22 protein-coding genes are annotated in these 19,838 nt (G+C 70.4%); 10 read left to right on the forward strand and 12 right to left on the reverse strand.

Annotated elements, in window-relative coordinates:
* From BLV76_RS11460 to BLV76_RS11510, 11 genes are all read right to left on the reverse strand, one after another.
* Complete coding sequence (locus BLV76_RS11460) at nt 1-444, reverse strand: VOC family protein (protein WP_090969243.1); 444 nt, start codon at nt 442-444, stop codon at nt 1-3.
* A 9-nt stretch (nt 445-453) separates the two neighbouring features.
* The gene (locus BLV76_RS11465; RefSeq protein ID WP_090969244.1) at nt 454-906 is read right to left on the reverse strand and encodes a helix-turn-helix domain-containing protein; all 453 of its coding nucleotides are present in this window, start codon (nt 904-906) and stop codon (nt 454-456) included.
* Entirely contained in the window at nt 903-2,261 is a 1,359-nt protein-coding gene (locus BLV76_RS11470) for a transaminase (protein WP_090969245.1), read from the reverse strand. Before BLV76_RS11470 ends, BLV76_RS11465 begins: the two co-directional genes overlap by 4 nt.
* A gap of 7 nt (nt 2,262-2,268) precedes the next feature.
* Nucleotides 2,269-3,726, reverse strand: coding sequence for an NAD-dependent succinate-semialdehyde dehydrogenase (locus tag BLV76_RS11475; protein WP_090969246.1), 1,458 nt, complete (start codon nt 3,724-3,726; stop codon nt 2,269-2,271).
* Complete coding sequence (gene gabT / locus BLV76_RS11480; RefSeq protein ID WP_090969247.1) at nt 3,723-5,090, reverse strand: 4-aminobutyrate--2-oxoglutarate transaminase; 1,368 nt, start codon at nt 5,088-5,090, stop codon at nt 3,723-3,725. The genes BLV76_RS11475 and gabT overlap by 4 nt, the downstream gene beginning before the upstream one ends.
* Nucleotides 5,087-6,370, reverse strand: a complete 1,284-nt coding sequence (locus tag BLV76_RS11485) for a saccharopine dehydrogenase family protein (RefSeq protein WP_245734642.1) — start codon at nt 6,368-6,370, stop codon at nt 5,087-5,089. The genes gabT and BLV76_RS11485 overlap by 4 nt, the downstream gene beginning before the upstream one ends.
* Before the next feature lie 8 nt (nt 6,371-6,378).
* Nucleotides 6,379-7,239, reverse strand: a complete 861-nt coding sequence (locus BLV76_RS11490; protein WP_090972627.1) for an ABC transporter permease — start codon at nt 7,237-7,239, stop codon at nt 6,379-6,381.
* Nucleotides 7,240-7,249: 10 nt separating this feature from the next.
* Nucleotides 7,250-8,161, reverse strand: coding sequence for an ABC transporter permease (locus tag BLV76_RS11495; RefSeq protein ID WP_090969249.1), 912 nt, complete (start codon nt 8,159-8,161; stop codon nt 7,250-7,252).
* A gap of 4 nt (nt 8,162-8,165) precedes the next feature.
* The gene (locus BLV76_RS11500) at nt 8,166-9,266 is read right to left on the reverse strand and encodes an ABC transporter ATP-binding protein (protein ID WP_090969250.1); all 1,101 of its coding nucleotides are present in this window, start codon (nt 9,264-9,266) and stop codon (nt 8,166-8,168) included.
* A 1-nt stretch (nt 9,267) separates the two neighbouring features.
* Complete coding sequence (locus BLV76_RS11505) at nt 9,268-10,518, reverse strand: ABC transporter substrate-binding protein (protein ID WP_090969251.1); 1,251 nt, start codon at nt 10,516-10,518, stop codon at nt 9,268-9,270.
* 92 nt (nt 10,519-10,610) lie between these two features.
* Nucleotides 10,611-12,053 carry a gamma-aminobutyraldehyde dehydrogenase gene (locus BLV76_RS11510; RefSeq protein ID WP_245734643.1) on the reverse strand — a complete coding sequence of 481 codons (1,443 nt, stop codon included), beginning with the start codon at nt 12,051-12,053 and terminating at the stop codon, nt 10,611-10,613.
* Between the two features lie 171 nt (nt 12,054-12,224).
* On the opposite strand from BLV76_RS11510, the gene BLV76_RS11515 reads away from it, so the two are divergent.
* The 3 genes from BLV76_RS11515 to trmB are packed head-to-tail and all read left to right on the forward strand — an operon-like array spanning nt 12,225 to nt 14,841.
* Nucleotides 12,225-12,683, forward strand: coding sequence for an Lrp/AsnC family transcriptional regulator (locus BLV76_RS11515; protein ID WP_090969253.1), 459 nt, complete (start codon nt 12,225-12,227; stop codon nt 12,681-12,683).
* On the forward strand, nt 12,680-14,059 hold the full coding sequence (locus BLV76_RS11520) for an aspartate aminotransferase family protein (RefSeq protein ID WP_090969254.1): 1,380 nt from the start codon (nt 12,680-12,682) through the stop codon (nt 14,057-14,059). Before BLV76_RS11515 ends, BLV76_RS11520 begins: the two co-directional genes overlap by 4 nt.
* A 56-nt stretch (nt 14,060-14,115) precedes the next feature.
* Nucleotides 14,116-14,841: a tRNA (guanine(46)-N(7))-methyltransferase TrmB gene (gene trmB, locus BLV76_RS11525; protein WP_245734644.1), complete on the forward strand. Its 726-nt coding sequence runs from the start codon at nt 14,116-14,118 to the stop codon at nt 14,839-14,841.
* Nucleotides 14,842-14,844: 3 nt separating this feature from the next.
* Here trmB and BLV76_RS11530 read toward each other — a convergent pair whose 3' ends face one another.
* Nucleotides 14,845-15,171, reverse strand: coding sequence for a tetratricopeptide repeat protein (locus tag BLV76_RS11530; protein WP_090969256.1), 327 nt, complete (start codon nt 15,169-15,171; stop codon nt 14,845-14,847).
* Nucleotides 15,172-15,218: 47 nt separating this feature from the next.
* Here BLV76_RS11530 and BLV76_RS11535 point away from each other — a divergent pair, with 47 nt between their 5' ends.
* The 7 genes from BLV76_RS11535 (at nt 15,219) to rplB (ending at nt 19,834) form a co-directional block, all read left to right on the forward strand.
* Nucleotides 15,219-15,572, forward strand: coding sequence for a hypothetical protein (locus BLV76_RS11535; RefSeq protein ID WP_090969257.1), 354 nt, complete (start codon nt 15,219-15,221; stop codon nt 15,570-15,572).
* A gap of 20 nt (nt 15,573-15,592) precedes the next feature.
* Nucleotides 15,593-16,393 (forward strand): alpha/beta hydrolase family protein, encoded by an 801-nt coding sequence (locus tag BLV76_RS11540; protein ID WP_139306553.1) that lies wholly within the window; start codon nt 15,593-15,595, stop codon nt 16,391-16,393.
* 364 nt (nt 16,394-16,757) lie between these two features.
* Nucleotides 16,758-17,066, forward strand: coding sequence for a 30S ribosomal protein S10 (rpsJ, locus tag BLV76_RS11545; RefSeq protein WP_008360994.1), 309 nt, complete (start codon nt 16,758-16,760; stop codon nt 17,064-17,066).
* A gap of 10 nt (nt 17,067-17,076) precedes the next feature.
* Nucleotides 17,077-17,736: a 50S ribosomal protein L3 gene (gene rplC / locus BLV76_RS11550; RefSeq protein WP_090969259.1), complete on the forward strand. Its 660-nt coding sequence runs from the start codon at nt 17,077-17,079 to the stop codon at nt 17,734-17,736.
* A 2-nt stretch (nt 17,737-17,738) separates the two neighbouring features.
* Nucleotides 17,739-18,671 carry a 50S ribosomal protein L4, sunset domain variant gene (gene rplD, locus BLV76_RS11555; RefSeq protein WP_090969260.1) on the forward strand — a complete coding sequence of 311 codons (933 nt, stop codon included), beginning with the start codon at nt 17,739-17,741 and terminating at the stop codon, nt 18,669-18,671.
* Nucleotides 18,668-18,973: a 50S ribosomal protein L23 gene (gene rplW / locus BLV76_RS11560; RefSeq protein WP_090969261.1), complete on the forward strand. Its 306-nt coding sequence runs from the start codon at nt 18,668-18,670 to the stop codon at nt 18,971-18,973. Before rplD ends, rplW begins: the two co-directional genes overlap by 4 nt.
* Before the next feature lie 24 nt (nt 18,974-18,997).
* Nucleotides 18,998-19,834, forward strand: a complete 837-nt coding sequence (gene rplB, locus BLV76_RS11565) for a 50S ribosomal protein L2 (protein WP_090969262.1) — start codon at nt 18,998-19,000, stop codon at nt 19,832-19,834.
* The last annotated feature ends 4 nt before the right edge of the window (nt 19,835-19,838 follow it).

Genomic DNA, 19,838 nt, shown 5'->3' on the forward strand with positions numbered 1-19,838 from the left:
TCAGCCCAGGTCGACGCCCTCGAAGTCCTCGGGCGTGAACTCCCGCTTCTCGACGAGCACCATCCAGTTGCCGGAGTTGTCGCGCATCAGCGCCTCGACACCGTAGGGCCGCTCCTCGGGCTCCTGGAGGAACTCGACGCCCTTGGCCCTGAGCTCCTCGAAGGTCGCGCGGCAGTCGTCGACGTCCATCCCGACGCCGGGCAGGCCGCCCTCGTCCTGGGCACGGCGCATGGCCTCGATGAGGTAGTCGGGGAGCGGACCGCTCGGGGTGGTGAGGTGGAGGTGGACCTCGGGCTGCTTCGGGTGGAAGACGGTGCACCACCGGAAGTCGGGACCGAGCTGCAGGTCGTCGCCGACCTCGAAGCCCAGGACGCCGGTGTAGAAGGCGAGGGACTCGTCGATGTCCTTCACCCAGACGGACACGAGGGAGATGTTGGTGATCATGCCTCGAGCCTAGGAAGGGTCGCCGCCGTCGTGCTTCTCCTGTGTTGCTCTCCCGCGCTCGACGAGGCCGGCCATGAAGACGTAGCACCCGGGGATGCGCGGGTTGCCGGCGACGGCGTACCTCCGCTGGAAGTCGCTCGGGCTCTCGCCGACGATCTCGCGGAACCTCGAGCTGAACGACCCGAGGCTGCTGTAGCCCACCGCGTGGCACACCTCGGTCACCGTCAGGTTCGCGCTGCGCAGCAGGTCCTGCGCGCGTTCGACCCGGCGCTCGGCGAGGTAGGCGGCCGGCGTCGTGCGGTACGTCGTCGCGAACGACCGGGTGAAGTGGAACCGGCTCATCCCGGCGAGCCCCGCGAGGTGGTCGAGGTCGAACGGCTCGGCGAAGTGCCGGTCGAGGTGGTCACGCGCCCTGCGCAGGTGGACGAGGACGTCGCCCGGCACCCGCCGCTGGCCGGTCATCCGAGCAGCGCCTCCACGGCGCCCCGGAACGCCGAGGTGTGCGCGTCGACGTCGGCGCGGGTGTGGAAGGGCGAGAACAGCGACATGTTGTGGAACGGCGCGAGCAGGACGCCGCGGTTGACCGTCCAGAGGTGGAAGAACGCGTCGAGCTCCTCGTCGACGGCGGCAGCCGCCTCGGCGCCCGCGCGTGGGGGCGGGCAGAACCAGTACTCCGCCCGGCAGCCGAGACGCTGGACGTGCCACGGCAGCCCGTGCTCATCGATGACGTCCTGGATGCCGGCGGTGAACGACACCGCCAGCGGGATCGCGACGTCGAAGTCCTCCTGCCGCAGGGCCGTCGACAGGGTGGCCCGGACCGCGGCCATCGCGAGGGCCGAGCCGGACAGGGTGCCGCCGACGCCCGCGACGTCGATGTCGTGGCCGAGCATCGGGCCCTCGAGCCGCGCCGCGACCTCGGCGCTCATGCCGTAGGCGGCGACGGGGATGCCGCCGCCGATCGGCTTGCCGATCACCACGAGGTCGGGGTCGAGGTCCCAGGCCGCGGTCGCGCCGCCCGGGCCGGCGCAGATGGTGTGCGTCTCGTCGTTGACCAGCAGCACGCCGTGCCTCCGGGTGATCTCGCGGACGCCGGCGAGGTAGCCCTCGTCGGGCAGCACGATGCCGATGTTGGTCAGGGCTGGCTCCATGAGCAGGCACGCGACGTCACCCTCGGCGAGCCGGGCGCCGAGGGCGTCGAGGTCGTTGAAGGGCACGACCGCGGTCGTGACCGACACGTCGACCTGCGGGCCGAGCGCTCCGGGGCGGGGTACGACGCGGTCGCCGGCGCGGCCGTGCTCGAGCACGCCCAGCGTCTCGTCGACGGTGCCGTGGTAGCACCAGTCCATGACCGCGATCCGCGGCCGTCCGGTGAGGTGGCGCGCGAAGCGGAGCACGAACCGGTTGGCGTCGGTGGCGGTCATCGCCATCTGCCACCGGGGCAGCCCGAAGCGCCGGCTGAGCTCGGCCGCGACCCAGGCCGCGTCGGTGGACGGCAGCATCGTGGTGATCCCGCGCTCGGTCCGCTCGCGGACCGCGTCGGCGACGGCGGGCAGGCAGTGGCCGGTCATCGAGCCGGTGTCGCCGAGGCACAGGTCCACGTAGGTGATGCCGTCGACGTCGGTGAATCCGCCGCCTCCGGCCGACTCCACGAAGAGCGGGAACGAGCCCGGCCAGCGGGTCATCCACGGCATCGGGACCCCGGCGAGGAGGTGCTGGCCGGCCTCGGCGGCCAGTCTCGCCGAGGTCGGGTGGAGGTCGACGAAGCGTTGTTCCTCCGCAGCCCGCAGCGAGGCCAGCCGTGTGCGGTCGATCGTCACCGCCGGCTCACATCGCGCTGCCGACGTACTTGGTCTCGAGGTACTCCTCGATCCCCTCGAACCCGCCCTCGCGGCCGAACCCGGAGTGCTTGACGCCTCCGAACGGCGCGGCCGGGTTGGAGACGATGCCGGTGTTGACCCCGACCATGCCGAACTCCAGCGCCTCGCTCACCCGCAGCACGCGGGCGTGCGCCTTCGAGAAGACGTAGGCGACCAGGCCGTACTCCGTGTCGTTGGCACGCGCGATCGCCTCCTCCTCGCTGTCGAAGGTGGTGATCGGCGCGACGGGGCCGAAGATCTCCTCGCGGAACACCCGCGCCGTGGCCGGTACGTCGACCAGCACGGTGGGCGGGTAGAAGTGACCGGGGCCCTCGGGGATCGCCCCACCCACGACGGCCTTCGCGCCCGCGGAGACGGCGTCCTCGACGAGCTCGTGGACGCCGGTGCGGGCCTTCTCGGTGATGAGCGGGCCGACCTCGACGCCCTCCTGGGTGCCGTCGCCGACCGTCATCGCTCCCATCCGCGCGGCGAGCTTCTCGGCGAACTCCTCGGCGACGGCCGAGTGGACCAGGAAGCGGTTGGCCGAGGTGCAGGCCTCGCCGATGTTGCGCATCTTGGCGAGCATCGCACCGTCGACGGCGGCGTCGAGGTCGGCGTCGCCGAAGACGATGAAGGGAGCGTTGCCGCCGAGCTCCATCGAGACCCGCAGCAGCTGGTCGGAGGCCTGTGCGACGAGCTTCTTGCCCACGGCCGTCGACCCGGTGAAGGTCAGCTTGCGCAGCCGGGAGTCCTTGATGATCGGCTCGCAGACGCCGCCCGAGTCGGTCGTGGTGATCACGTTGAGCACGCCCTTGGGCAGGCCCACCTCCTCCATCAGGCCGGCGAGCGCCAGCATCGTGAGCGGGGTCTCCGCGGCCGGCTTGACCACCATCGTGCAGCCGGCGGCGATCGCCGGGCCGATCTTGCGCGTGCCCATGGCGAGCGGGAAGTTCCAGGGCGTGATCATCAGCGTCGGGCCGACCGGGCCCTTCATCGTGATCAGGCGGGTGTTGCCGGCGGGCGCCTCGGCGTAGCGGCCGTGGATGCGGACCGCCTCCTCGGAGAACCAGCGGAAGAACTCCGCGCCGTAGGCCACCTCGCCCTTCGCCTCGGGCAGGGCCTTGCCCATCTCGAGCGTCATCAGGCGGGCGAAGTCGTCGGCCCGCTCGGTGACCAGCTCGAAGGCGCTGCGCAGGATCTCGCCGCGCTTGCGGGGCTCGGTCGCCCGCCACTCCGCCTGGGCGCCTGCCGCGGCTGCGAGAGCGCGCTCGCCGTCGGCCGGCGTGGCGTCGGCGACGCTCGTGAGCACCTCGTCGTTGGCCGGGTTGGTCACCTCGAAGGTGGCGCCGCCGCTCGCGTCGACCCACTCTCCACCGATGAGGAGGCGGGTCGGGACGGTCGCGATCACGGGCTCGTTGCTGGTCATGCCCCCACCTTGCCAGCCCCGTCCGAGCCGGCCGCGGCGTCGAAGGCGGCCTCGAAGATGTCGAGGCCCTCGACCAGGAGGTCGTCGCCGATGGCCAGCGGCGGCAGGAAGCGGAACACGTTGCCGAAGGTGCCGCAGGTGAGCGTCACCAGGCCCTCGGCCGAGCAGGCCCGGTGGACCGCGCCGGCGAGCGCCGCGTCCGGCGTACGACCGGGGCCGTCGCTGACGAGCTCGACCGCCAGCATCGCGCCGCGACCGCGGATGTCGCCCACGCGGTCGGGGTGACGCTCCGCGAGTGCGCGCAGCCGGGGCAGGAAGATCGCCTCGATCTCGCGGGCGCGGGCCGGCAGGTCGGAGGCCTCCATCGTCTCGATGGCGGCGAGGGCGGCCGCGCACGCGACCGGGTTGCCGCCGTAGGTGCCGCCGAGTCCACCGACGTGGACGGAGTCCATCACCTCGGCGCGTCCGGTGACGGCGGCCAGCGGGAGCCCGCCGGCCATGCCCTTGGCGGTGGTGACGAGGTCGGGGACGACGCCCTCGTGGTCGCACGCGAACCAGTCGCCGGTGCGCGCGAAGCCGGTCTGGATCTCGTCGGCGATGAGCAGGATGCCGTGCTCGGTGCACCACTCGGAGACCCGCTTGAGCCAGCCCGGCGGCGGGACGATGAAGCCGCCCTCGCCCTGGATCGGCTCGATCAGCACGGCCGCGCAGTTGTCCTCGCCGACCTGCGCGTGCACGGTCGAGACGAAGGCGTCGAACGCCTCGTCGGCGCACGCCTCGGCTCCACCCGGCCAGCGGTAGGGGTAGGCCATGGGGGAGCGGTAGATCTCGCCGGCGAAGGGTCCGAAGCCGTGCTTGTAGGGCATGTTCTTCGCGGTCAGCGCCATCGTGAGGTTCGTCCGCCCGTGGTAGGCGTGGTCGAAGACGACGATCGCGTCGCGGCCGGTGTGGTGGCGCGCGACCTTGACCGCGTTCTCCACCGCCTCGGCGCCGGAGTTGAAGAGCGCCGAGCGCTTCTCGTGGTCGCCCGGCGTGAGCTCGGCGAGCTTCTCGCAGACCGCGACGTACTCCTCGTAGGGCGTCACCATGAAGCAGGTGTGGGTGAAGTCGGCGACCTGCCGCTGCACGGCCTCGACCACCCGCGGCGAGGCGTTGCCCACCGTCGTCACCGCGATGCCCGAGCCGAAGTCGATGAGCTGGTTGCCGTCGACGTCGCGGAGGATGCCGCCACCCGCCTGCTCGACGTAGACCGGCAGCGTCGTGCCGACGCCGGCGGAGACGCTCGCGACCTTGCGGGCCTGCAGCGACTGCGACTTCGGGCCCGGGATCTCCGTGGCGAGGATGCGTTCCTGGGAGAGCGTCATGCCCTGTCCTCCATTCCCCACGGGGATCCGTACCCCTCGGGCTTCGGTGCTGCGAGCAGGTCGAGGAACGGCCTGGGGGGCAGCGCCTCGGGGCCGAGCACACCGGTGCCCGACCAGGTGCCGTCGGCGAGGAGCTCCAGCGCGACGACGGGGTTGATCGCGGTCTGCCACACGACGCACTGCGCGCCGTAGTCGCGCATCGAGTCGGCGTTGTCGACCACGTGGTAGAGGTACGTCGAGCGTGGCTGGCCGTCCTTGCCGGTGCCGGTGACGAACATCCCGGCGCAGGTCTTGCCCTCCATCCGGGGGCCGATCGTCGCGGGGTCGGGCAGGCACGCGGCGACGACGTCGCGCGGGGAGACCTGCACGCCCTTGACACTGACCGGCTCGGTGGAGTCGAGGCCGAGCGTGTGGAGGGTGCGCAGGATGCCGATCATCTCCTCGCCCAGGCCGTACTTGAACGTCACGCGGTCGGCCTCGACCCAGCGCGGCATGAGCAGCACCTCCTCGTGCTCGACGTGCACGCACTCGACCGGACCGATGCCCTCGGGGAAGTCGAAGACCTCGGGCTCGGAGAAGGGCGGCAGCGTGAAGAACCCCTCCTCGAGGTCGCCGTTGCCGCGGGCCCTCTCCCACACGACCGGCGGGTTGAGGCACTCCTCGATGATCGTCCACATCGAGAAGCCGGGTGCGAAGACCTCGTTGCCGTCGTCGTCGCGGATGACCAGGTTGGCGCCGTCGCGGGTGCCGAGCTCGTCGATGTGGTCGAAGAGCTCGTCGGCCGCGTAGCGCGCGAAGACGTCGGAGAGCCCGGGCTCGACGCCGATCCCGAGCAGCGCCAGCCGGCCGGCCCGCTCCCACTCGCCAGCGAGCGCGAACTGCTCGTCGCCGAGCTTCACGCCGACCTTGGCGTAGGGCTCCTCGGGGTGGCGCACCGACAGGCTCATCGCCATGTCGAGGTAGTGGGCGTCCGCGGCCAGCGCGCCGGTGAAGATCGGCATCACGAAGCGCGGGTCGACGGCGTTGAAGACGTGCGTGGCCCGCACCTCGCGCGCGAGCGCGGCCACGGCGTCGGCGTCGGAGGCGTCGACCTGCGCGGCGCTGAACCGCTCCTCGCCCTCGCGCCGTCCGCGCGCCGCCTCGACGGTGCGCTCGGCCCGGGCGAGGTCGTAGTCGGCGACGACCCAGGCCTCGAAGTAGTCACGCTCGACGGCGATCCGGGCTGCGGCGTCGCCGACGCCACCCGCTCCGACCATCAGGACCCGCATGGGTTCCGGCACTTGCTCACTCACTCCTTGTACTTGGATGCCCGCAACGAGCTCACGACCTGCGCGCCGATGACGAGCAGGACGGCGAGCACGAACATCGAGAAGCCGATGACGTTGGCCTCGGCAGGGATGCCACGACGCGACGCGACGTAGACGAACTTGGGGAACGTGGACTCGTTGCCGGAGACGAAGTTGGTGATGATGAAGTCGTCGAACGACAGCGAGAAGGCCAGCATCGCGGCGCCCGCGATGCCGGGCAGGATCAGCGGGAAGGTGACCTTCCAGAAGGTCTCCATCGGACCCGCGTAGAGGTCCTGGGCGGCCTCCTCGATCCGGGGGTCGAGGGACTGGATGCGTGCCTTCACCGTGACGACCACGAAGCTCAGGCAGAACATCACGTGCGCGAACACGATCGTGCCGAAGCCGAGGCTGATCCCGATGTTGGTGAAGCCCTGCACGAAGATCGTCAGCAGGGCCGCGCCCATCACGATCTCGGGGGTCGCCATCGGCACGAAGATCAGCAGGTTGCTGGCGGCCTTGCCGCGGAACTTGTAGCGCACCATCGCCAGCGCCATCATCGTGCCGAGCACCGTCGCGACGACCGTGGAGATCACGCCGACCTGCAGCGACGTGACCAGCGACTCGCAGGCGCCGGCGACCCGGCACGGGTCCTGCCAGTGCTTCCACGTGAAGCCCTGCCACACGATGTTGGTCTTGCCGTGGTCGTTGAAGGAGAACGCGAAGGTGTAGGCCACCGGCAGGAACAGGTAGAGCAGCACCAGGATCGCCGAGATCACCGCGAAGTGGTTGGCCAGCCAGAGCTGGGCCCGCTTCGCAGCCGAGGGCCGGTACGCCGGTGAGGTTGCGGAGGACGTCGTCATGTCGGCCACCTCAGATCAGCTCGTCGGTGCCGAAGCGGCGCACATAGAGGAACACCATCGCCAGGATCGCCGCCATCAGGGTGAACGACAGGGCGGCGGCGACCGGGTAGCCGCCCGGCACGGCGAGGAACTGGTCGTTGATCACGTTGCCGACCATCTTCCCGCGCTGGGGGCCGAGCAGCTCCATGTTGACGAAGTCACCCGCGGCCGGGATGAAGGTGAGCAGGGTGCCGGCGAGCACGCCTGGCATCGACATCGGCAGGGTCACCGTGCGGAAGGTCGTGAAGCCGTTGGCGTAGAGGTCGCCGCCGGCCTCGATGATGCGCGGGTCGGCCCGCTCGAGCGAGGCGTAGATCGGCAGCACCATGAACGGCAGGAAGTTGTAGGTGAGGCCCGCGACCACGGCGACCGGCGTGTTGATGATGTGGCCGTTCGGCAGCAGGTGCAGGAAGTTCAGCGTCTGCGCCACCCAGCCCTCGTCGGCGAGGATCTGCGACCACGCGAAGGTGCGCAGGATGAAGGAGGTGAAGAACGGCGCGACGACGCAGATCATCATCAGGTTGCGCCACCTCCCGGCCTTGAACGCCATCGCGTAGGCGAGCGGGTAGGCGACGACGAACGCGAGGAACGTGGCGAGGCCGGCGTACACGAACGAGCGCGCGAAGTGCGGCGCGTAGTCGGTCAGCGCGTCGACGTAGTTCCCGAAGTTGAGGTCGCGGTAGTAGTAGCCGGCGAAGCCGGGGAACTGGCTCTGCAGGCTCACCGACGCGAGCTGCACCAGCGGCAGGATGAAGAAGACGCCGAGCCACAGGACACCGGGCAGCAGCAGGAGGTAGGCCGTCCAGCTGCGCTTGGCGGTCTCGGGGGCGGGCGCCGCCGGGTCGACGGACGGGTCGCCCGCGACCTGGGCGATGGCGCTCATCTGCTCACGCCTCCCCGACCGGCACGCCGAAGGCGTGGCCGGGGTTCCACGTCAGCCACACCTCGTCGCCGGGGCGCAGGTCGACGGGCTCGACGTCGAGGTTCTGCTCGTAGCAGCTCCACGTGGCGCCGCTGGGCATGTCGACGAGGTAGGTGGTGGCGACACCGAGGAACGACACGTCGCGGACCACGCCCTTGACGTCGTTGCCGACCCCGTCGGGCTGCTTGCGCGACACCGTCACCTTCTCGGGACGTACGCCGAACAGCACCTCGCCCTCGTGCACCTGCGAGCGGGACCTCGAGATCTTCACCTTCGTCCCGAGGACGTCGGTGACGAGGTGGTCGCCGTCCGTGCCCTCGATCGTGCCGACGCCGGTGTTGGCCTGGCCCAGGAAGTTGGCCACGAAGCGGGTGAGGGGGAGGTCGTAGAGCTGGGCCGGGGGACCGAGCTGCTCGATGCGGCCCTTGTTCATCACCGCGACGGTGTCGGCCATGGTCATGGCCTCCTCCTGGTCGTGGGTGACGTGGATGAAGGTGAGCCCGACCTCGGTCTGGATCCGCTTCAGCTCGACCTGCATCTCGCGGCGCAGCTTGAGGTCGAGGGCGCCGAGCGGCTCGTCGAGCAGCAGCACCTCCGGGTGGTTGACCAGCGCCCGCGCCAGGGCCACGCGCTGCTGCTGGCCGCCCGAGAGCTGGGACGGCTTGCGCCGGGCGAACTGCGTCATCTGCACGAGCTCGAGCGCCTCGTCGGCACGCGTCATGGCGTCCTTGTCCTTGCGGCGCTTGGGGCCGAAGGCGACGTTGTCGCGGATCGTCAGGTGCGGGAAGAGCGCGTAGGACTGGAAGACGGTGTTGACGGGCCGCTCGTAGGGCCGTGAGCCGGTGAGCTCGGTGTCGCCGATCATCACCCGACCCGACGTCGGCTGCTCCAGCCCGGCGATCATCCGCAGCGACGTCGTCTTGCCGCACCCCGACGGGCCGAGCAGGGCGAAGAACGAGCCCCGGGGGACCAGTAGGTCGATGTCGTCGACGGCGGTGAAGTCGCCGAACGACTTGGTCACGCTCTCGAGCTTGAGGTCGCCGCGCGCCTCACGGAATCCGGCCATGTCAGTTCCCCATCACCTTCGTGGACCACAGGTCGGCGAACTCGATGTCCTCGTCGGAGTCGAGCACCCGGAAGGACTGGATGTTGTGCTCGGCGATGTAGTCGGCGGTGGGGAAGATGAACGGGCTCTCGGCCAGCGTGGGGTCGATCTTCTCCATCTCCGCCTGGGCGCCGTCGACCGGGCAGACGTAGTTGACCCAGGCCGCGACCTGGGCCGCGACGGCCGGGTCGTAGTAGTAGTTCATCAGCGTCTCGGCGTTGCGCCGGTGCGTCGAGGTGATCGGCACCATCAGATTGTCCGACCACAGCGTGCCGCCGGACTCGGGGATAGTGAACGTCCAGTTGTCGTCACCGGTGTCCGCGGCGAGCACGAAGATGTCGCCGCTCCACGTGATGCCGGCGACGGCGTTTCCGCTGGTGAGGTCCTCCATGTAGGAGTTGCCCTTCACCTTGCGGATGTAGCCCTCCTCGATCTTCTGCTCGATGAAGTCCAGCGCCTTCTCGAACTCCGCCCTGCCCCAGTCGCTGTCGATGTCGACGCCCTGCGACTGCATGACCAGGCCGGCGGTGTCGCGCATCTCCGACAGCACGACGATGCGGCCCTTGAGGTCGTCGGTCCAGAGGTCGTCGAGCGACTTGAGCTCGCGTCCGACCTTCGCCTTGTTGTAGCCGATGCCGGCGAAGCCGCTCTGCCAGGTGATGGAGTGCTCGCGCCCGGGGTCGAAGGAGACGTCCTTGAGCGGCTGCAGCAGGTTGCTGACGACGTTCGGCATCTGGATCAGCTCGAGCGGCTGGCACAGCTGGTCGCGGATGACCCGCGCCGCCATCCAGTCGGTGAAGGTGAAGATGTCACGGTCGATGCTCTGGCCGGCGCGCAGCTGCGGGCCGACCTTGGCGTAGTAGGAGTCGTTGTCGTCGACGTCCTCGCTGTAGCTGACCTCGATGCCGGTCTGCTGCATGAAGGCCTCGAGGGTCGGGGACGACGTCTCCTTCCCGTTCATGTCGAGGTACGCCGTCCAGTTCGCCCACTTGAGCGTCTTGTCCGTGTCGGAGACGTCCTTCGGCAGGTCGAGCGCGGCGGCACCTCCGGACGGCGGCTCGGGCGGCGCGCACGCGGACAGTGCGGCGACCGAGCCGGCGGCGAGGCCGGATCCGAGCAGCGCACGGCGGCTCATCGGGCCGGACATCGCCTGGGTCAGGGCGGCTGCCGGTGGCGACAGCGGGCGCCGGGGGCGGCGCGCGATCGGTGTCATCAGTTCTGGTCCCCTGCTCTCAGCCCGAGTGGTGTCTGGTGTCGTGCCCGGTGTGCTGGTGGTCCGGTGGTGCCGTGCCTCGAGACGTGTGGTCAGCTCTCGATGTTGGCCATCACGTGCTTGACGCGGGTGTAGTCCTCGAAGCCGTACATCGACAGGTCCTTGCCGTAGCCCGACTTCTTGTAGCCGCCGTGGGGCATCTCCGCGACGAGCGGGATGTGGGTGTTGATCCACACGCAGCCGAAGTCGAGTGCCTTCGACATCCGCATCGCGCGCCCGAAGTCCTTGGTCCACACCGACGACGCGAGCCCGTAGTCGACGCCGTTGGCCCAGCGGACCGCCTCGGCCTCGTCGGAGAACTTCTGCACGGTGATCACCGGGCCGAAGATCTCGTTCTGGATGGCGGCGTCGTCCTGACGCAGGCCCGAGAGGACCGTGGGCTCGAGGTAGTAGCCCGCGCCCAGGTCCGTACGCCGGTTCCCTCCCGCCGACACGGTCGCGTGTGGGGGCAGGTCCTCGATGAAGCTGCTGACGTGGGCCAGCTGCCGGGCGTTGTTGACCGGCCCGAACAGGGCGTCCTCGTCGTCCGGCAGGCCGACCGGCGCCTGGCTCCGCGCATAGTCCGCGAGCGCCGCGACGAAGTCGTCGTGGATGCCGGGCGCGGCCAGCACGCGGGTGGCGGCCGTGCAGTCCTGGCCGGCGTTGAAGTAGCCGGCGATGGCGATGCCCTCGACGGCCGCCTCGATGTCGGCGTCGTCGAAGACCACGACCGGCGCCTTGCCGCCGAGCTCGAGGTGCACGCGCTTGATGTTCGGCGCCGCGCTCGCGGCGACCTCGGCACCCGCGCGCACCGACCCGGTGATCGCGACCAGGCTCGGGGTCGGGTGCTCGACGAGCAGCCGGCCGGTCTCGCGGTCGCCGGTGACGACGTTGAGCGTGCCGGCCGGGAGGAACTCCGAGGCGAGCTCGGCCAGCCGCAGGGTGCTCTCCGGCGTGGTGTCGCTCGGCTTCAGGACGACGGTGTTGCCCGCCGCCAGCGCCGGCCCGATCTTCCACACCGCCATCAGCAGCGGGTAGTTCCACGGCGTCACCTGGCCGACGACGCCGATCGGCTCGCGGCGGATCCACGACGTGTGGCCCGCCATGTACTCGCCGGCCGCCTTGCCCTCCAGGACCCGTGCGGCGCCGGCGAAGAACCGGAGCTGGTCGACCATCGGCGGGATCTCCTCGCTCGCGGTGAGCGCCTTGATCTTGCCGGTGTTCTCGGACTCGAGGTCGATGAGCTCCTCGGCGTGGGCCTCGATCGAGTCCGCGAGCTTGAGCAGCGCCAACTGGCGCTCGCTGGGCGTCGTGCTGCCCCACTCCTCGAACGCCGCGCCGGCTGCCGCGTAGGCCGCGTCGACCTCCTCGCCGCCGCTGACCGGAGCCTGGGCCACGACCCCGCCGGTGGCGGGGTTGACCACGTCGCTGGTCGAGCCGGCACCGGGGACGTAGGCGCCACCGATGAAGTTGCGGAGCGTGCGAGGGCTGGTCACGAGGGGTCCTCCCGATCGGGTGCGGTGCTGGGAGACTAGGACGGGTGCGGGACCGAACTCCATAGTTGTCCGCAACAAAAGTGCGGTAATCGCAGATTTAACGAGTCTGAAATGCGGATTCCGCGCAAGTCGGCTTGCGGAGAAGGCGGCGCGCACCCCACCATGGGGCCCATGACCGAGCCATCTGTGCGCCTCGATGCGACCGCCAAGCGCATCATCGAGCTGCTCCAGGAGGACGGCCGGATCTCCTACGCCGCCATCGCGAAGGCGGTCGGCCTGTCCGAGGCCGCCGCCCGGGCGCGGGTCCAGAAGCTGCTCGACTCCGAGGTGATGCAGGTCGTCGCGGTCACCGATCCGACGCAGGTCGGGTTCACCCGCCAGGCGATGATCGGCGTGCGCACCGAGGGCGACCCGATGAAGGTGGGCGACCGCCTCGCCGAGGTGCGCGAGGTCGACTACGTCGTCACCACCGCCGGCAGCTTCGACCTCCTCGTCGAGGTCGTGTGCGAGGACGATCCCCACCTGCTCGACGTCATCCGCCAGATCCGAGAGCTCGACGGCGTGGTCTCCTCCGAGACCTTCGTCTACCTCAAGCTCAACAAGCAGCACTACAACTGGGGCACCCGATGAGCACCGATCCGTCCTTCGACTATCAGACCGCCGGTCGCGACCACCTGTGGCTGCACTTCACCCGGCACTCGACCTACGAGAACGGCGGCGAGATGCCGCTGATCGTGAAGGGGGAGGGCCACAGGATCTGGGACAGCCACGGTCGCGAGTACATCGACGGCCTCGCGGGCCTCTTCGTCGTCCAGGTCGGCCACGGCCGCGAGGAGCTCGCCGAGGCGGCCGCCCGGCAGGCGAAGGAGCTCGCCTTCTTCCCGCTCTGGTCCTTCGCGCACCCGAAGGCCGTCGAGCTCGCCGACCGGATCGCCTCGATGGCACCCGGCGACCTCAACCGCGTCTTCTTCACCACCGGCGGCGGCGAGGCGGTCGAGTCGGCCTGGAAGCTGGCCAAGCAGTACTTCAAGCTCACCGGCAAGCCCAACAAGCACAAGGTGATCTCGCGGGCCGTCGCCTACCACGGCACCCCGCAGGGCGCGCTCTCCATCACCGGCATCCCGCCGCTGAAGGAGATGTTCGAGCCGCTGGTCCCGGGCGCGCACAAGGTGCCCAACACGAACTTCTACCGCCGTCCCGACTACGTCGGCGACGACGAGAAGGCCTTCGGCCGCTGGGCCGCCGACCGGATCGCCGAGGCCATCGAGTTCGAGGGCCCCGACACGGTCGCCGCCGTCTTCCTCGAGCCCGTCCAGAACGCCGGCGGGTGCTTCCCGCCGCCGCCCGGCTACTTCGAGCGGGTCCGCGAGATCTGCGACGAGTACGACGTCCTGCTCGTCTCCGACGAGGTCATCTGCGCCTTCGGCCGCGTGGGGGAGATGTTCGGCGCCTCCGAGTTCGGCTACCAGCCCGACATCATCACCTGCGCCAAGGGCATGACCTCGGGCTACTCGCCGATCGGCGCGATGATCGCCAGCGACCGGCTCTTCGAGCCCTTCAAGTCCGGCACCACGTCCTACGCCCACGGCTACACGTTCGGCGGGCACCCCGTGTCCTCGGCCGTCGCGATGGCCAACCTCGACATCTTCGAGCGCGAGGGGCTCAACGCCCACGTGCAGCAGAACGCCCCGGCGTTCCGCGCCACCCTGGAGAAGCTGCTCGACATCCCGATCGTCGGCGACGTCCGTGGCCACGGCTACTTCTACGGCATCGAGCTGGTGAAGGACCGCGAGACCAAGGAGACCTTCGACGAGGCGGAGTCCGAGCGGCTCCTGCGCGGCTACCTCTCGGGTGCGCTCTGGGAGGCCGGGCTCTACTGCCGCGCCGACGACCGCGGCGACCCGGTCATCCAGCTCGCGCCGCCGCTGATCATCGGCCAGCCCGAGTTCGACGACATCGAGCAGCGCCTCCGCTCGGTGCTGACGGGAGCCCTCGCCCACCTCTGACATGGGCGCTCGCCTCGATGTGACCGGCCCCGGGTGAGCGGGGGAGGATGCCTCGCGTGAACGACGTCGTCCGCCCCGCTCGCCCGCACCACAAGCTCACCGAGGACGGGCGTCGCATGCGCGAGGTCCTCACCTACTCCCGGCGCGGCAGTCGCTTCACCCCGCGGCAGGCCGAGTCGTGGGCGGCGCACCAGGCCGACTGGGTGATCCCGGAGGAGGCCGTGGACAGGCCCGGCTTCTCGCTCGCCGAGCGGTTCGGCCGCGAGGCGCCGCTGATCGTGGAGATCGGCTCCGGCATCGGCGAGGCCACGGCGGTGCTGGCCGCCGCCCGGCCGGACCACAACGTGCTCGCCCTCGAGGTCTGGCTGCCGGGAGTCGCGGACTCGCTGTGGCGGGTGGCCGAGGCCGGCGCCGACAACGTCCGGTTCTGCTCGGTCGACGCCGTCTGGTCGCTCGAGCACCTGCTGGCGCCGTCGAGCCTCGCCGAGCTGTGGACGTTCTTCCCCGACCCGTGGCGCAAGACCAAGCACCACAAGCGCCGCCTGGTGAACCCGGCCAACGCCGCGCTCGTCTCCTCGAGGCTCGTGCCCGGCGGGGCATGGCGGCTCGCGACCGACTGGGCCGACTACGCCGAGCAGATGCGCGAGGTGCTCGACGCCGAGCCGACGCTGGAGGGCGGTCCGGTCGAGCGCTGGGCCGAGCGCCCGGTCACCCGCTTCGAGCGCAAGGGCGTCGAGGTCGGCCGCGACATCGTCGACTACGTCTACCGCCGCACGAACTGAGGCTCAGCCACCCAGGAGCGCGAGCTCCTCGTCGACGTAGGGGTCGACCTCGCCGATCGCGTCGAGCTCGTCCTTGAGCGCCCGCTGGATGTCCCGTGCCCGCTCGGTCTCGCCCAGGAGGCGGAGGGTCCACCCGACCATCCAGCGCGCGACGCGGGTACGCGCCGGGTCGCCGATCCGCATGCGTGCCTCCAGTGCCTCCTCGAACGCCACCAGTGCGGCCTCGTGGTCGCCCGCATCCGCGTGGACCATCCCGATGTTGTGGAGCAGCGACGCGTCCCAGTCGAGGGCGACGGGGGAGGAGGCGGCCCGCGCGCGGTCCAGGGCCACCTGCTGGGCCGCCAGCCGGTCCGGGGGGCTCGACCACGAGCGCCACCATGTGGAGGGCGTCCACCTCGAGCTCCTCGAGGCCCGCCTCCGCCGCGGCCCGCGCCGCCTGCTCGAACAGCGGCCGCGACCCGGCCTCGTCACCCGCCGAGCGCAGCAACCGGCCCCGCTCGAGCGCGACCCGGACGACGCCCTCCGGGTCGGCCGCCTCGATCGCGTCGAGCACGGCGTGCCCGTCGGCGTACCTCTCCTGCAGCCCGAGCGCGCGTGCCACCTGCGTCATGGCGTACGCCGCCGACGGGTCGCCGGCCGTCGCGGCGAGGGCCCGGAAGCGCTCCTCGGAGCCGGCGGGGTCGTCGAAGTCCCAGAGGTCGTGGAGGGCCGGTGCCATGTCGGGAGCGTAGGACGCACCTATCCTCCTGTCATGGGACGAGTCACGCGCGCGGGAGCGGTGCTCTGCGCGACCGCGCTGCTCGTGACCGGGTGCTCGGGCTCCACGGGTGGGACGGACGAGCCCGCCCCGTCCGGTGCGAGCACCGGTGCGACGGCGGACCCGACGGACGCGTTGCGCGAGCGCTGCGGCTCGGCGATGCCCGACGACGCCGACCTCGAGGCGATCACCCTCACCGGTGCGGCGGGGGCTGGGATCGAGGCCGCCCGCATCGGTCCGGCCGACGCCACGACCGTGGCCGTGCTGCTGCCGCAGATCAACGGGATGTGCGGCTGGGGACGGTGGGCGACGTTCGCGCAGGACGCGGGACTGACCTCGCTGCTCGTCAACCCCTGCGGCTACGGCGAGTCGGTCTGCACCCCCGAGCAGGACGCCGACCCGCTCGAGGAGGTGTCCGCGGCCGTCCGGCTCGCCCGCGAGGACCTCGGTGCTCGCCGCGTCGTCCTCCTCGGCACCTCGATGGGCGGTTCGCTCACGGTGATGGCGGTCGCCGCCGGCGCGGACGTCGACGCCTGGGCGGACATCTCGGGTCCGTCGTCGTGGGAGGGGGTCGAGCTGGTCTCCCTGGCGGGCGACCTCCCTGCGGCCGGGTTGGTCGTGATGGCGCCGAGCGACGGCCGGGCGGCCTTCCGCGACGCGGGCGCGCTCGCGCGCACGGCGGGCGTACGCTTCCTCCCGGGCAGCGACGGCCACGGCTGGGACCTCCTCGTCGACCCCGTCGACCACCGGGTGACGGCCATCGGCAGGCGTCTGCTGGCGCTCGCCGAGGGCTGAGGTCGCCCGCGGACATTCCGATTTGGCGTGGACGTGCGGAGTCTGTCAAGATGTTCCGGTTGCTCCGGCGGGTCGCCGGGGACGGCACACCTTGACTTCTGAATCGCGTCTCCTTGATCGAGCCAGTCGTCTGCGTGCGCCGCACCAGATCATTCCGGTGATCGGAGACCCGACCAGATCCGCCGACCGGCGGGTGCCATCCAGAGCTTCACCGCCTCCCCAGATGGAGGCGTGTCACGAGTAGCAAGCGCGACACGCCCGACCGCGGGGGTCGGAGGATGGCGGAGAGACAGGCGGTGCTCGCCCAACGGGGGCTGAGCGCCGAAACAGACCAGGCGTACGAGATCGAAGAGGACAGGGACCTATGGCGGGACAGAAGATCCGCATCAGGCTCAAGGCCTATGACCACGAGGTGATCGACACCTCGGCGCGGAAGATCGTGGACACCGTCACCCGCACGGGTGCGAAGGTCGCCGGCCCTGTGCCGCTGCCGACCGAGAAGAACGTGTACTGCGTCATCCGCTCGCCCCACAAGTACAAGGACTCCCGCGAGCACTTCGAGATGCGCACCCACAAGCGCCTCATCGACATCATCGACCCGACGCCGAAGACCGTCGACTCGCTGATGCGTCTCGACCTGCCTGCCGGTGTCGACATCGAGATCAAGCTCTGAGGCTGCTGAGATGACTTTCGAACGCAACGTGAAGGGGCTGCTGGGCACCAAGCTCGGCATGACCCAGCTCTGGGACGAGAACAACAAGGTCGTCCCCGTGACCGTGATCGCCGCGAGCACCAACGTGGTCACCCAGGTCCGCCAGCCCGAGGTGGACGGCTACAACGCCATCCAGGTCGGCTTCGGCGAGATCGAGGCCCGTAAGGTCAACTCGCCCGAGGCGGGTCACTTCTCCAAGGCCGGTGTCACGCCGCGTCGCCACGTCGCGGAGATCCGCACGGCCGACGCCGCGACCTACACCGTGGGCCAGGAGATCACCGTGGAGACCTTCGCCGCCGGCGAGGAGATCGACGTGACCGGCACCAGCAAGGGCAAGGGCTTCGCCGGAACCATGAAGCGTCACGGCTTCTCCGGTGTCTCCGCCTCGCACGGTGCCCACCGCAACCACCGCAAGCCGGGCTCCATCGGTGCCTGCGCCACGCCGGGTCGCGTGTTCAAGGGCACCCGCATGTCGGGCCGCATGGGCAACGACACGGTCACCACCCAGAACCTGACGGTGCACGCCGTCGACGCCGACAAGGGCCTGATCCTGATCAAGGGCGCCGTTCCCGGCCCCAAGAACGGTCTCGTGGTCCTCCGCTCGGCCGCCAAGAAGACGCAGGAGGCCTGAGCATGGCTGTCAAGACCGTCAAGGTCGACCTCCCCGCCGAGATCTTCGACGTCGAGGTCAACATCCCCCTGATCCACCAGGTCGTCGTGGCCCAGCAGGCCGCGGCCCGCCAGGGCACGCACTCGACCAAGCGTCGCGGCGAGGTCCGCGGCGGTGGCAAGAAGCCCTACAAGCAGAAGGGCACCGGTCGTGCCCGCCAGGGCTCGACCCGCGCGCCGCAGTTCGCCGGTGGTGGCATCGTGCACGGCCCCAAGCCGCGCGACTACGACCAGCGCACGCCGAAGAAGATGAAGGCCGCCGCCCTGCGCGGTGCCCTGTCCGACCGGGCGCGCAACGACCGCGTGCACGTGGTCGAGTCCCTGGTGTCGGGCGACAAGCCCTCCACCAAGGCCGCCCTCGCCACGCTGACGTCGCTGAGCGACCGCGTGGGCTACCTCGTGGTGCTCGAGCGCTCCGACGCGATCACCTGGCTCTCGCTGCGCAACGCGCCCGAGGTCCACATCGTCGCCGTCGACCAGCTCAACACCTACGACGTCATCGCCTCCGACGACGTGGTCTTCACGCAGGGCGCCTACGACGCCTTCGTGAACGGCACGAGCGCCGGCACCGCTGCTGCCCCGGCCACCAAGGCCGAGAAGCCCGCCGCGACCACCGAGGCCCCGGCCGAGGTCAAGGCGTTCGCCGACGTCCCGGCTGCCGACGAGGCCGCCGCCGACGAGGCGCCCGCCCTGCCCCAGGGTGCCAAGGCCCCGCTCAAGAGCGGCAAGGCCCCCAAGGGCTACGAGGTCAAGGGCAACGCCGACTCCGGTCTCTACCACGAGCCCGACGGCCAGTGGTACGACGCCACCGAGGCGGAGTTCTGGTTCAAGAGCGCCGAGGACGCCGAGGCCGCTGGCTTCACGCGCGCCGGTGGTGCGAAGGAGGACGACAAGTGAGCACCCTGCACAAGGACCACCGCGACATCCTGATCGCGCCGGTCGTGTCGGAGAAGAGCTACGGCCTGCTCGACGCGAACAAGTACACCTTCATCGTCCGCCCGGACGCCAACAAGACCGAGATCAAGATCGCGGTCGAGAAGGTCTTCGACGTCAAGGTCACCTCGGTCAACACGATCAACCGCCAGGGCAAGACGCGCCGCACCCGCTACGGCCTGGGCAAGCGTCCGAACACCAAGCGCGCGATCGTCAGCCTCGCCGAGGGTCACCGCATCGACATCTTCGGAGGTCCGGTCTCCTGACCGGGCTCCTGACTAGGAACTGACATGGCAATCCGCAAGTACAAGCCGACCACCCCGGGCCGTCGTGGCTCGTCCGTGGCCGACTTCGTCGAGATCACCCGGACCACGCCGGAGAAGTCGCTGACGCGCCCGCTGCCCAAGAACGGTGGCCGCAACAACCAGGGACGCATCACCACCCGCCACAAGGGTGGTGGCCACAAGCGTGCCTACCGCATCATCGACTTCCGTCGCTACGACAAGGACGGCGTGCCGGCCAAGGTCGCTCACATCGAGTACGACCCCAACCGCACCGCCCGCATCGCGCTGCTGCACTACGCCGACGGCGAGAAGCGCTACATCGTCGCCCCCAAGGGCCTCGAGCAGGGCACGCCGGTCGAGTCCGGCCCGAACGCCGACATCAAGCCCGGCAACAACCTGCCGCTGCGCAACATCCCCGTCGGCACCACGATCCACTGCGTGGAGCTCCGTCCGGGCGGCGGCGCCAAGATCGCCCGCTCGGCCGGCAACTCCGCCCAGCTCGTGGCCCGCGAGGGAAGCCGCGCGACGCTCCGCATGCCCTCGGGCGAGATGCGCTTCGTCGACGTGCGCTGCCGCGCGACCATCGGCGAGGTCGGCAACGCCGAGCAGTCCAACATCAACTGGGGCAAGGCCGGCCGCATGCGGTGGAAGGGCGTCCGCCCGACCGTCCGCGGTGTCGTCATGAACCCGGTCGACCACCCGCACGGTGGTGGTGAGGGCAAGACGTCCGGTGGTCGCCACCCCGTCTCGCCCTGGGGCCAGAAGGAAGGCCGTACGCGCAAGCGCAAGGCGTCCGACTCCCAGATCATCCGTCGTCGCAAGTCCGGCAAGGGTAGGAAGTAACCGA

This window comes from Nocardioides exalbidus (assembly GCF_900105585.1).
Lineage (GTDB): Bacteria > Actinomycetota > Actinomycetes > Propionibacteriales > Nocardioidaceae > Nocardioides > Nocardioides exalbidus.